The following is a 13,195-nucleotide window of genomic DNA, read 5'->3' on the forward strand; positions in this document are numbered from 1 at the left end:
TATATTGTCAAGGTGTTCCTCTCTCCCAAATGTCAGAAGCCAATCTCATTAAGCTCTTAATAATCGAGAAACTTTGTTATACAATAGTACGATAAAGAATAGTCCTACCGCTGTGAGTAACAGTCCAAGAGACAATATCGTTAAAGATAACATTTTAAAAACTACACTCAATGCGACTACAATATAAAAGAGAGCAAGCATTTCTTTCACCCTATCTTCAGAAAACTTCTTCAAATTGAAGATACCAAATGGAGTACCAATAAGTGCTCCGACGATCAGTAGCAAACCGTGGCGATAATCCATTTCTGCTCCTCCATACACATAAGATCCGATTCCAGAGATCACAATAATCGAAGCTGCCGCAATACTTGTACCGATTGCTTTATTGAGTTCAATACCAACTTTCTTTGTAAGTAATGGTGTCATCACGAAACCACCACTAACCCCCATAAGTGATGATATGATTCCTGTAAACAAACCAATTAATGGAATCCAAGACTTTCCCCTCTCTTTTCTAACAGATTGTTTATTGGTTAAAAATTGAAGTGCGAACCAGCTCAAGATCAGAACATATACAGTTGAAATAACCGTTGATGCTCCATTTATTTTTTCGAGCCAATGTACGATTGGCACAGTTGAAACAGCCCCTATTACCCCGAATAATCCGAGTATACACGCCAAACGAACGTTTACATTTTTCATTTTTATGTGAGATAGTGTGCCCGTAACTGTTGAGCCCAATGTCAACATTAAAGAGAGTATAATGGCTCCGCTAGGTTCGTAACCAAGTACTAAAAGGACAGGAGTCAGTATAATACCCCCGCCAATCCCAAAAAAACCGGAGATAACACCGATTGCTGCTCCACCAATAATAAACAAAAGCCACTCCATTTCATAACACTTCCTTCCTCCTTTAATTGTAACTTCAGTTAATTTATAATAAAAATGAATAAATATTATTGGAACCATTACGAATCTTAATGGAGGAATCATTATGCAATTAGATTGGATCAGAAGTTTTGTGACACTTGCTCACCTAAAACATTTTACAAAAACAAGCGAATTCCTAAACCTATCTCAACCCACTATAAGCGTCCACATCAGAAAGCTAGAGGATTATTTAGGTTTGAAGCTTATTCAAAGGTCTGGAATGAATCAATCTTTTGAATTAACAAACGCTGGGGTACAAGTATTCGAACAAGGTAAGAAAATGTTAGAAATATCAAGAACGATTGAATCAATAAAAGAAAAAAATGAAGAAATTCTACTCCGAATCGGAGCAACACATACCGTAAGCGACGTATTATTACCAGACTTCGTAAAGAAGATAAAGTTACTCTATCCATTTATCCGTCTAAAGCTCATGATTCATAATCACGAACAAATAGTCGAGGAATTACAAAAGAAGAAGATTGATATAGCTTTAGTTGAAGGAACAAGTGGATTAGATCCTTTTCAGGTAGAAGTAGTCAGCAGAGATGAGCTGCGCTTTTATGCACAGCATAAAATGTCTATTGAAAACTCTCCACTTATTCTTAGAGAGAAAGGATCTGGTACAAGGGAATATGCTGATCAACTTCTGCGTTCCGAAAGAATTGAACCGACGGAGATCATTGAAGCAAGCAGTCATTATTTGATTAAACAGTTAGCTGTTAGAGGACTTGGCATTGGATTTCTATCCTATTGGATGGTTAAGGATGAAGTATCAGAAGGAAAGCTTGTCCCACTCGATCCACATGTTGTTTATCGTCCCTTTTATGCGGTATATGCTGAAGAGTACGCCTCAGGGACCATTTACTCAGAAGTATTGAAGCTACTTCGGAAATTTTCTTAAGAACAAAAAAACCCCTGATAATGATATCAGGGGTAATCCTTTTAGTACATGCTCATATATTGTTCGCGTTCCCAAGGGTGAACTTGTGTACGGAACATATCCCACTCGATCTCTTTCGCTTCAATGAAGTGCTCTGTAGCATGTGCTCCTAGAGCTGTTGTAAGAACTTCGTTTTTGCTGAATAGAGTTAGGGCTTCTTTTAATGTTGCTGGAAGATCTTTGATTCCTTCTGCTTCGCGCTCTTCTTTATCCATCACATAGATGTTTCTATCGATTGGCTTTGGAGCGTTTAGCTTGTTCTTGATTCCATCAAGACCTGCTGCAAGCAATACTGCCATAGCAAGATAAGGGTTAGCCGTTGGGTCAACGCTTCTTACCTCAATACGAGTACTGATGCCGCGAGAAGCTGGAATACGAATAAGCGGGCTTCTGTTTTGCATAGACCATGCAACGTAACAAGGCGCTTCGTAACCAGGTACAAGACGCTTATAAGAGTTTACAGTCGGGTTCGTGATCGCTGTAAAATCTTGTGCATGCTTTAAGATACCTGCTAGGAAATGCATTGCTGTTTCGCTTAATCCTGTTTCAGATTTTGCATCATAAAACACGTTTTCTCCATCTTTGAATAGAGACATATTTGCGTGCATACCTGATCCGTTCACACCGAACAATGGTTTAGCCATGAATGTTGCATGAAGACCATGTTTACGTGCGATTGTTTTTACAGCTAACTTAAACGTTTGAATGTTATCACAAGTGCTTACTGCATCAGCATATTTAAAATCGATCTCATGCTGTCCAGGTGCTACTTCATGGTGAGAAGCTTCGATTTCAAAGCCCATATCTTCAAGTTCTAAAACGATATCTCTACGGCAGTTTTCACCAAGGTCAGTTGGAGCTAAGTCGAAATATCCACCTTTATCGTTTAGTTCTAGAGTCGGCTCACCCTTCTCGTCATTCTTGAATAAGAAGAATTCTGGTTCAGGTCCAATATTGAAATCAGAGAAACCTAGGTCTTCCATCTCTTTTAATACGCGCTTTAAGATTCCACGAGGATCTCCATCAAACGGATTTCCGTCAGGCATGAAAATGTCACAGATCAAACGTGCAACTTTGCCTTTTTCAGAAGTCCATGGGAAGATCATGAATGTATCTAAATCAGGATAAAGATTCATATCTGATTCTTCTATTCGAACGAATCCTTCAATAGAAGATCCGTCAAACATCATCTTGTTCTCTAAAGCTTTTTCAAGTTGACCAATCGGAATCTCAACATTTTTGATAACACCCAATAAATCAGTAAATTGCAAACGGATAAATCTTACGTTTTCTTCTTTTACCATTCTTAAGATATCTTCTTTAGTGTACTTAGACAAATCTTTCTCCTCCTTTAAATATAAAGCGCCTGGTTATGGCGATTGTTCACATCGTAAGTATTATTAAATGATTTTAATGAAAAAACCTGGATAGTTCGCCTTGAATCAATGAGGTTTTTCCATGTCTGCCAGCATGAATCAATTCCCTTTTTAACCTGCGATGAAGCGCAGATTCGGAAATTTGTTGAACACCTTGCACATTCGGCTGGTTCTTAATTAATTCTGCTGCCTGTTCATTTAGCTCAAAGACTCGTTTGATACCGGCTAAATTCACACCTTGTTCAAGAAGTGCTTTGATCTCAAGAAGTTTATCAACATCATTAAATGAGAATAAACGACGGTTCCCTTCAGTTCGTGCAGGATGAATAAGATCATGCTCTTCGTAATAACGAATCTGACGAGCTGATAGTTCAGTCAGCTGCATGACGATGCTGATGGGGAACAAAGGTAAGTTCCTACGATTCATATCGTTCATATTGCCTACCTCCTTTCAACTTCTTTTTATATCTTATGTCACAAAAGCTCACATGTCAATCCTAATGTTAGAAAAATTAACATCAAAACAAAAAAGAGGCTTACCGCCTCTTTTTCTTGTTTCTTTTAAGGATAAGTTATCTACTAATAAGCCCTTGTGTTAAAAGTTCATCGACAGCTGATAATACGGCAATCTTAACATGTTCAAAGGTAAGACCACCCTGTACGAATGCAATATACGGCGGACGGATCGGACCATCAGCTGTTAGCTCGATGCTTGCACCTTGAATAAAAGTACCTGCAGCCATGATTACATCGTCTTCATAACCAGGCATATAATCAGGGTATGGAATCGCATAAGAGTTGATCGGAGATGCCTTTTGAATAGCTTGACAGAATTTGATCATACGCTCGCGATCATTAAAGACTACAGATTGGATAAGATCTGTTCTCTTTGCATCATATGAAGGACGCGTTTCCATTCCTAATTCTTCTAAGAAAGCAGCTGTAAACACCGCTCCTTTCAATGCTTGTGCCGTTACATGAGGCGCAAGGAAGAACCCTTGATACATCTCTTGAAGACTGTAAAGTGACGCTCCTGCTTCACGGCCGATTCCAGGGGAAGTTAATCGGTAAGAGATCCTGTCGATCAAATTCTCTTTTCCAGCGATATAGCCACCTGTTTTAGCAAGACCACCGCCAGGATTTTTAATCAAGGAACCTGCAATAACATCGGCTCCTGCTTCGATCGGTTCTCTTTCTTCAACAAACTCTCCATAACAATTATCCACAAATACGATCACATCAGATTTGATTTCTTTTACGAAAGATATCATTTCTTCTATTTCATTCACTGTAAAAGATGGACGATCAGCATAACCTTTTGAGCGTTGAATTCCGATCACTTTCGTTTTTTCCGAAATTGCACGTTGGACTTCTGTAAAGTTAATCGCTCCTTCAGAAGTCAGATCTACATGTTGATACGAAATGTTGTAATCTTTTAAGGACCCTTCACCTGTTCCCCTGATCCCTACGATTTCTTCGAGCGTATCATAAGGTTTCCCCGTGATATAGAGGAGTTCATCTCCAGGACGGAGCATTCCGAATAAAGAGAGAGTGATCGCATGAGTACCAGAGATGATTTGTGGCCTAACGATTGCAGCCTCTGCTCCAAAAACATCCGCATATACCTTTTCGAGAGTATCACGACCCGTATCATCGTATCCATATCCTGTTGAAGGATGAAAATGGTGATCTCCTACTTGATTATTTTGAAAGGCTCTCAACACCTTTAACTGATTAAATTCACTTTTCTCATCGATCAGTTTATGTTGTTCTGCAATTCGTTCTGTTACTTTTTCAGTAGTTTTTTTAAGTACGTCTTCATTTTGAAACTGTGAATACATGTTATTCTCCTTTGTTGCTGATGGACGGAATGGAAGAGGAAGATAACGCGTATCCCTTGCATTCATAGACCAATTCTTCTTTATTGAATTCTTGTGTGATAAGTATGGTTTCTCCACGAAGTTGTGATAGAAGCTTACCATCATGTGCTAAAACTTTAACTTCATAGTATGTCATCTGCTTCATCACTTCTTTTTCAATCGTTTCAAGTAATGAAGAAATATCCTTATTCTCTAATGCAGAAATAGAAATGGACGGATTCTCTGGAATGAAATCGTCTTTGAACTGGTCTTTTTTATTATAAACCGTGAGCATCGGTATGTGAGATGCCTTCAACTCGCTTAAAATACGTTTAACCGTTTGTTCATGTTGAATGCGATCCTCACTAGAACCGTCGATCACATGAATAAGAAGATTTGCTTCTGCGGCTTCTTCTAAAGTTGACCTGAAGGCCGCGATCAATGATGTTGGTAGATCTTGAATGAAGCCTACCGTATCTGTTAACAGCATCTGAAACCCGCTTTTCAGTTTTACTTTTCGAGTCAACGGATCTAACGTCGCAAATAATTGATCTTCTTCATAACTATCAGCTTCTGCTAATTTGTTAAAGATCGTCGACTTTCCTGCGTTCGTATAACCAACAAGTGCTGCTTGAAAAGCGCCTTGATGTTTGCGGCGTTCTCTATATCTTTCTCTATGACTTACAACAGAATTGATCTGTGTTTTAAGCTCATGTATACGAAACCGAATATGACGTCTATCTTTTTCAAGTTTGGTCTCACCAGGACCACGTGTTCCGATTCCCCCACCTAACCTCGAAAGACTGGCGCCGATACCTGATAAACGGGGCAGTAAGTATTCAAGCTGAGCGAGTTCTACTTGAAGCTTCCCTTCTCTCGTCTTCGCTCTTTGCGCAAAGATATCCAATATCAGTTGTGTTCGATCAATGACTCTTGCGTTGAAATGCGATGATAAATTGCGAACTTGAGAAGGAGATAATTCACTGTTAAAAATAATGATATCTGCTTCAAGTTCTTCTTCAAGGGTGATAATTTCCTCTACTTTACCTTTACCAATAAAAGTAGCTGAATCATATCGGTCTCTTTTTTGTGTAACAACAGCACACACAGTCCCTTGAGCTGTTTTTGTTAAAGATTTTAATTCTTCCATTGAATAAAAAAAACGCTCGTCGTTCTGCCGTGGAAGCTGACATCCGACGAGTATCGCTTTTTCATGAACTGAATCTTTGTTTTTGTTCAAATTTGCGATCCCTGCTTTCCATAGTCTCCTCTCATCATATCAAATCGAATCCCGTTCTTCTAGCACAAGGTCATCACTTTGAATCGTCATTAACGCTCTTCTGTCTTGATTCGTTTCGTTCAGTAGCCTTACTGATTGCCTTCTGACCGCTTTTTCAACCATATTACGAATGTATCTTCCATTTGAAAATGATCCGGGATTGCTGTTCTTTATCCGCTCGATATGACTTTTTAGTTTCCATTCACAATCTCTTGTCAGCATGTATTCCCTTTCTGCGATCATTCTTTTAGCAATTTCCATTAATTCTTCGACCGAATAATCAGGAAACGATATAACAATTGGAAACCTAGAAGGTAAACCCGGATTGAGTTTTAAGAAACGATCCATTTCTTTAGGATAACCTGCCAAAATGAGTATAAAATCGTGTTGCTGGTCTTCCATAGCTTTTACGAGTGTATCAATGGCCTCTTTCCCAAAGTCTTTTTCTCCTCCGCGGCCTAAGGAATAGGCTTCATCTATGAACAATATCCCACCGCTTGCCTTCTTTAAGAGCTCTCGCGTTTTTTGAGCAGTATGCCCAATATATTCACCGACAAGATCAGCGCGCTCTGCTTCGATCAGATGACCTTTTGAGAGTACTTTCATCTCATGAAACAAAGTGCCTAATTTTCTAGCTACCGTGGTTTTTCCAGTACCTGGGTTTCCTTTGAATAACATATGAAGAGCTTGTTTCTCAGCTTTTAACCCTAATTCTTGACGACATTTATTAATATGAAGCCATGCATAGATCTCTTTAACATGAAATTTTAAATCATCCATTCCGACTAAACGGTTCAAATCTTTTTCCATCTTTATTAGCGGTTGGTGCTTTTCAATTGTCTTCTCTTTTTTTCCTGCTAGTGCAGCTCCATCATCAATCTTTGATTTTTCATTCGTTTGATTCAAAACGATATTGATCTGCCTTTGCTTTTTTATCGCAATAGGTTCATTCAAAAGGAACCACCTCACTTTGCCAGTCAAATCATTATACGCAACACTATATGTTTCCGTGACAGATGCCTAAATTGTTTCTTGATCCACTGTTATCAATTTATGTTGTAGTCTTATGATCTACTACAAAGACAAGCCTTGTTTTTACAATGAATAAATACCAATGAATTTGTAAGCGTTTTCTATTTTCAGATGAATAAAAATACTCAAGTATGCAGTATTTCCGTGTTATGTTAAATAATGTGAAAAAAGTACGAATTGAATGGAAGAAGAAATCATGCATATAAAATTACAGAAAAGCTTGTATATCTTGATCGGGCTGTTTTTAACAGCGATCGGGATAAAATTACTAAACATACACACATTAACGTTCGGTGGAACTGCAGGAATCGCAACTTTGGTTTCATTTATGACGAATTGGACATGGGGCATTCTATTCCTTATTGTGAACCTACCTTTCTTTATTTTATCAATCAAAAAATTGGGATGGAATTTCTCACTTTTAACGTTTCTTTGCATCATCCTCATTTCAGCCATATCCGATCTCATGGATTATCTTGCTCTTCCGCTAATATCCCCGATTGCTGCTGCGATCATTGCCGGAAGTTTGATAGGTATTGGCGTAAGTTTTGTATTGAATTCAGGAGCATCATTAGGTGGCATACATATTCTAGCTCTATATTTAGAGCAAAAATCTAATATAAATCGAGGAATCTCCTTGTTTGTTACAGATTTTATTATCGTGTCATCTGCTGTAGTCATGTTTGGTTTTAGAAACGCTCTGATATCCATCATTGCAATAACTATAGCTTCCTTCTTAACTGGAAAATTAAAAAGCACAGTTAAGCCATCAGAAGCTGTGTATCGATCAACTGATACAGAAACACTTCAAAATAGTTAAAAGCACTCTCCGCAATAGGAGAATGCTTTTTTTATTCCTCTAAACACCATTTGTTTACATAGTAATTATTATGTAAACAAATGTCTATTGTTGTCATTTTCTGCGCTTGCTTAGGAAATAAAAGCTTTTATTGGTAGAGGTCATCCCGCGTGCGGTTCTTCTCTTCGTGCATTTCTTGCCTCTCGGTTGATTTCGACTGCCCTTTTAACGGCTTAATTTTCCCAATTAATATCCCTAGCTCATTATAGACTCCACTTTTTGAATCATGTTTACTATGTGACGCAGTGTTTCCAAGTTTCTTTATTTGCTCTATCTTATCAGGGTCCGTAGTGATCGCTGCATTCCTTCCATGTGCATTCCCCTTAATTCCATTATAAACTTCTCTTCTTAGTTGATCGTTTTCTTTCCCCGGTGAAACAGGCTCATTCGGAACGATGCCAACTAGTGTGTAAATACCACTTACAATGACATACGCCTGATCTACTCCGTTTATTTTTTCCGCAAGCTGCACAAGATCCTTTGATTGATGAACTTCATCAGACTTTTCAACGACTAATGGTGAATCTATCTGTGTGTTTGGTTTTCTTTCTGATGAATCGTATTTCACTTGCTCTGTATCTAGAGTTTCATCTCCAGAACCGGTTTTGCCTGAACAAGCACTAAAAATGAAAACTGAAGATAGAACGAGCACTCCTAATTTCCGCATATTTAACCATCCTTTTTTCTATAGTTTCCTTTGGACATTGTAGAAATATGCAAAAAAAACACCCTTTGTTATAATGGGAAAAAGAGGTTATAGGAGGCAATTATGGAAGATTATCCACACTTACCCGAATATGCCGATTCATTTATTGTGCACTTACAGAAAAAAGATAGAACAAAGAGTACGATAAAGCGTTATTATTATGATCTTTTAGATTTTTTTGCATGGGTTCGAGTTATTAAGAAAACAGATGACTTACGAGTGATAGAAAGCCTAGATACGTTGACGCTAAAAGAATATTTTCTTTTTCTTTCAGAGCAGAGAGAATATCGAACTGCCACAAGCAAACGAGTTTTCACAGTTATAAAAAGTCTCTTTTCCTATCTGCATACAAATAGAAAAATTTCATCGAATCCATTTAATGAACTGGAACAAACCCTTAAAGAAGACACTCAATTTACAGATGATGACTTTATTTCGGATGAAGAATACAAGACCCTTTTCCAAACTCTCTCTTCTTATGAGGGACTAACGGAGAAACAACAAAAATATAGGCACCTGTTGATCAAAAGAAATGAAGCCATCCTTTCACTTCTTTATCGGTATGGCATTACACTACAGGAAATCACGAATATTGAAATGAAACATGTTCATTTCACACAGCATGAATTAACAGTGATCAACAAAAAAGAAACAAGACTGATCGCTCTTGATGATGAGACACAACAATTATTATATGAATACAAGGAAAAGATTCCTGAAGTTATTCGGCCAAGGGTTTATTCTTCAGATCGTTTCTTTATCGCGTTTGATTACCAGAGAGGAACGTATCGATTTGATTATGGGAAGTATGAGCCAAAACCGTTAACTGTTATCGCTATACAGAAGATGCTGAGACAAGAGGTCCGTCGTTCTGGACTAAGAGAAGGGATCAGTTCTCAACACTTAAGAAGAACAGCCATTTTAAATCTTTTAAAAGAAGGAAAAGATGAAGAAGATGTTCAATTGTGGTTCGGATTAAAATCAAACCTTACTTTAAACCGCTATGAAGCTTACTTAGAAGCAGCTGAAGTAAAGCAATAAGACGAATATGTAGACATTAAAAACTCCCTATCGACCTCTTAAAGGTCAACAGGGAGTATTTTTTATTCATTTGTATTTGCAGAAGACAAATCGACATTTCGATGTGGGGTGAACGTTGAAATGGCATGCTTGTAAATGAGGTGCTGTTTTCCTTCTGCCTCTAGTACAACCGTAAAGTTGTCAAACCCCTTTACTAAACCTTTAAGCTGAAAACCATTCAGCAAATATACGGTCACATAAATGTTTTCGCGACGTAATTGGTTTAAGTAATGATCCTGTAAATTGATTGATTGCTTCATGTGAACAGATCCTCCTCTTTGGGCATTACCCTTATACATTCTCGGAAATTTCTAATTTCCCTTCAACAAAGTGCTGAATTTCTTGAAATTTTTTGTGAAAGGGATCTTCGTCCATACTAAACCATTCTACATCCATCTGGTTGCGAAACCATGTGAATTGTCTTTTTGCGTATCGCCTTGAGTCTCTTTTTAACAAGGTGATCGCTTCTTCTAAAGTACTTTCCCCTGAAAGATATGGAAAAAACTCTTTGTAGCCTATCGCTTTAGCTGCCAGACTATTCGTAATGTCTTGTTCAAAAAGCATCTTCGCTTCGTTAAGAACCCCTTGTTGAACCATAAGGTCCACTCGCTCGTTTATTCGTTTGTATAAGTGCTCTCTATCCATCGTTAATCCAACTAAAGCTAGCTGATAAAGCGATTCCTCATCACTCTTTTTCTTTCCTTGTTCAATAGAAGGAGCATTTCCTGTTGTATAGTAAATTTCAAGCGCTCTTATTACACGTTGTACATTGTTCGGATGAATTTCTTTAGCACGCTCCTGGTCGACTTCTAGTAGTTCAGCGTGCAATGCCTCTGGCCCTTCGATTTCTGCCTTTTTTTGAAGTTCATTTCGCATCTCGTTATTTCGGTTCGCATCAGAAAATTCATAGTGATGAGTAACAGCCCTTACGTACAACCCCGTACCACCAACAATAATCGGAATCTTACCTCTTCTATTTATATCTGATATTCGTTCTCTAGCTAACTTTTGGAACTCAGCAACTGAGAATGCTTCCTTAGGATCTTTAATATCAATAAGATAATGAGGGATCCCTTCTTTCTCTTCCTCCGTAATCTTTGCTGTACCTATGTCGAGACCTCTATAGATCTGCATAGAGTCCCCGCTAATGATCTCACCATCAATCGCCTTAGCAAGTTCGATACTGGTTCTTGTTTTCCCAACAGCCGTTGGGCCTACGATCACAACTAATTTATCTTTCATCATTAACTCCTACATCACTCTTTTGAACATCTTCTCAAGTTCATACGTTGATAGATGGATCGTTATTGGTCTGCCATGTGGACAAGTATAAGGATCTCTTGAAGTTCGAAGAGATTCTAACAAAGCAAAAATTTCATCGTTCCTTAAATGATGGTTCGCTTTGATAGATCCTTTACATGACATCATGATCGCTGCATCTTCTCTTAATTTCTCGATATCGATTTTTTTATCATCGAGTACCTGCTGGATAATATCGAGTATGATCTCTTTTTCATATCCGTTCGGAAACCATTGTGGATGCTCTCTAACGATAAAAGTATTCTGTCCAAAGGTTTCTAAAAACAGACCCACTTCGCTGAGAGTCTCTAAGTGACTCTCTAGAAAGGAAGATTCACTCGCTGTAAATTCAAAGGTATATGGAACTGCTAACAGTTGAGTTTCTCGATCCACTTGCCCCACCTTTTTTCTGAAATACTCATATTTAATGCGTTCTTGGGCAGCATGCTGATCGATTAGATATAATCCCTTCTCATTTTGAGCAATGATATACGTACCATGCATCTGTCCGATCGGATACATAACGGGAATTTTATCAATTGACTTATCTTCAATATGTTCTTGCTCTAGGAATTCTGGTGCTTGATTCAATTCGGGATGAAATGATTCCACCGGAAGATCCTCATTCTCGATAACTGGATGCGATGCTTCTCTAATATGAGAAGGAACAGCATCAGATTCAATAATTGAACGGTTGGCACTTAGAGTCGTTTCTAAAATTGCATTTATGTCGGTTTGAACTTCTTCCTTTTTCCTTTGATAATCAAAAGAAAATGAAGGCTGTTCTTCTCGATCATTCGGTCTTTGTTCTTTTTTCTTAAACTGAACATCAGGGATCAACTGCTGATTTCTGATCACATTTCTGAGTTCGTTTTCAATAAGCTGAACCAGTTCAGTTTCTTTACTCAACCTTGCTTCATGTTTTGAGGGATGAACGTTGACATCAATAATTGTCGGATCCATCTTAACCGATAAGATAGCGATCGGAAAGCGACCGATCGGCAGGAACGTATGATAAGCATTCTGTACAGCTTTTGATAGTGCATAGTTCTTAATATATCTTCCGTTCATAAAGAAGGACATATACTGACGTGAAGCTCGGTTCATCTCTGGTTTTGCTATATATCCCCTTACTTCATAATCTAATGAAGAAAAAGAGACTGAGATCATGTTTTTAGCTGTTTGTATCCCATAAACAGATGCAATGATCTGCAGCATATTTCCGTTACCAGATGTGTGAAGAAGTTCTTTTCCGTTATGCTTTAAACGAAAAGAAACATCTGGGTTAGCAAGAGCCAGTCTGTTCACTAGATCACTGATCGTGCCTAGTTCCGTCTGAATGGTCTTAACATGCTTCAATCTAGCTGGTGTGTTATAGAATAAGTTACGAACAGTAAAGTCTGTGCCTTTTCTGCTGTTCGTCTGCTGCTGTTTTATGATTTTACCATTCTCGATAAACAAGTAAGCACCTGGTCCGTCACCCGTTGATGATTTCAGTTCGACTTGAGAAACAGAGGAGATACTCGGTAATGCTTCTCCTCTAAACCCCATGGTACGAATGTGGATTAAATCTTGCTCACTTTTAATCTTACTCGTTGCATGGCGGTTAAAAGCGAGCACGCAATCCTCCGGCTCGATTCCGTCCCCGTTATCTAGTACACGAATGAGTGATAACCCACCTTCTTCAACTTCGATCTCTATTCTCGTCGCGTTTGCATCGATTGAATTTTCAACTAGCTCTTTAACGACAGAGGCTGGGCGTTCAACAACTTCACCAGCTGCGATTTTATTGGAAAGATGTTCATCTAGTTGTACAATTTTGCCCATTCGTC

At 38.3% G+C, this 13,195-nt stretch carries 13 protein-coding genes; 3 read left to right on the forward strand and 10 right to left on the reverse strand.

Going from position 1 to position 13,195, the window contains the following annotated elements; all coding sequences use genetic code 11:
- Positions 1-48 precede the first annotated feature (48 nt).
- Positions 49-891: a sulfite exporter TauE/SafE family protein gene (locus IHV12_RS12735; protein WP_197191109.1), complete on the reverse strand. Its 843-nt coding sequence runs from the start codon at positions 889-891 to the stop codon at positions 49-51.
- Positions 892-994: 103 nt separating this feature from the next.
- On the opposite strand from IHV12_RS12735, the gene IHV12_RS12740 reads away from it, so the two are divergent.
- Positions 995-1,834, forward strand: coding sequence for a LysR family transcriptional regulator (locus tag IHV12_RS12740; RefSeq protein WP_197191110.1), 840 nt, complete (start codon positions 995-997; stop codon positions 1,832-1,834).
- Between the two features lie 41 nt (positions 1,835-1,875).
- On the opposite strand, the gene glnA is transcribed toward IHV12_RS12740, so the two are convergent.
- The 5 genes from glnA to spoVK form a co-directional block, all read right to left on the reverse strand.
- Positions 1,876-3,210, reverse strand: coding sequence for a type I glutamate--ammonia ligase (gene glnA, locus IHV12_RS12745; protein WP_191753558.1), 1,335 nt, complete (start codon positions 3,208-3,210; stop codon positions 1,876-1,878).
- A gap of 73 nt (positions 3,211-3,283) precedes the next feature.
- Positions 3,284-3,685 carry a MerR family transcriptional regulator gene (locus IHV12_RS12750; RefSeq protein WP_066393870.1) on the reverse strand — a complete coding sequence of 134 codons (402 nt, stop codon included), beginning with the start codon at positions 3,683-3,685 and terminating at the stop codon, positions 3,284-3,286.
- 136 nt (positions 3,686-3,821) lie between these two features.
- A complete protein-coding gene (locus tag IHV12_RS12755; protein WP_197191111.1) occupies positions 3,822-5,090 on the reverse strand; it encodes an aminotransferase class I/II-fold pyridoxal phosphate-dependent enzyme in 1,269 nt (422 codons plus the stop codon).
- Position 5,091: 1 nt separating this feature from the next.
- Positions 5,092-6,348: a GTPase HflX gene (gene hflX / locus IHV12_RS12760; RefSeq protein WP_197191112.1), complete on the reverse strand. Its 1,257-nt coding sequence runs from the start codon at positions 6,346-6,348 to the stop codon at positions 5,092-5,094.
- A gap of 39 nt (positions 6,349-6,387) precedes the next feature.
- Positions 6,388-7,341: a stage V sporulation protein K gene (gene spoVK / locus IHV12_RS12765; RefSeq protein WP_197191113.1), complete on the reverse strand. Its 954-nt coding sequence runs from the start codon at positions 7,339-7,341 to the stop codon at positions 6,388-6,390.
- Positions 7,342-7,615: 274 nt separating this feature from the next.
- On the opposite strand from spoVK, the gene IHV12_RS12770 reads away from it, so the two are divergent.
- A complete protein-coding gene (locus tag IHV12_RS12770) occupies positions 7,616-8,239 on the forward strand; it encodes a YitT family protein (RefSeq protein WP_197127788.1) in 624 nt (207 codons plus the stop codon).
- A 127-nt stretch (positions 8,240-8,366) separates the two neighbouring features.
- Here IHV12_RS12770 and IHV12_RS12775 read toward each other — a convergent pair whose 3' ends face one another.
- Positions 8,367-8,945 carry a YhcN/YlaJ family sporulation lipoprotein gene (locus tag IHV12_RS12775; protein WP_197191114.1) on the reverse strand — a complete coding sequence of 193 codons (579 nt, stop codon included), beginning with the start codon at positions 8,943-8,945 and terminating at the stop codon, positions 8,367-8,369.
- 102 nt (positions 8,946-9,047) lie between these two features.
- Here IHV12_RS12775 and IHV12_RS12780 point away from each other — a divergent pair, with 102 nt between their 5' ends.
- Entirely contained in the window at positions 9,048-10,025 is a 978-nt protein-coding gene (locus IHV12_RS12780; protein WP_197191115.1) for a tyrosine-type recombinase/integrase, read from the forward strand.
- Positions 10,026-10,087: 62 nt separating this feature from the next.
- Here IHV12_RS12780 and hfq read toward each other — a convergent pair whose 3' ends face one another.
- From hfq to mutL, 3 genes are read right to left on the reverse strand one after another with little or no spacing between them, the layout of a single operon-like run.
- Complete coding sequence (gene hfq / locus IHV12_RS12785) at positions 10,088-10,324, reverse strand: RNA chaperone Hfq (RefSeq protein WP_066393852.1); 237 nt, start codon at positions 10,322-10,324, stop codon at positions 10,088-10,090.
- Between the two features lie 31 nt (positions 10,325-10,355).
- A complete protein-coding gene (gene miaA, locus IHV12_RS12790; protein WP_305069389.1) occupies positions 10,356-11,306 on the reverse strand; it encodes a tRNA (adenosine(37)-N6)-dimethylallyltransferase MiaA in 951 nt (316 codons plus the stop codon).
- Positions 11,307-11,315: 9 nt separating this feature from the next.
- Positions 11,316-13,190 (reverse strand): DNA mismatch repair endonuclease MutL, encoded by a 1,875-nt coding sequence (gene mutL / locus IHV12_RS12795; RefSeq protein WP_197191117.1) that lies wholly within the window; start codon positions 13,188-13,190, stop codon positions 11,316-11,318.
- Between the last annotated feature and the right edge of the window lie 5 nt (positions 13,191-13,195).

The sequence above is a fragment of the Fictibacillus sp. 7GRE50 genome, from assembly GCF_015903875.1.
Taxonomy (GTDB): Bacteria; Bacillota; Bacilli; order Bacillales; family Fictibacillaceae; genus Fictibacillus; species Fictibacillus phosphorivorans.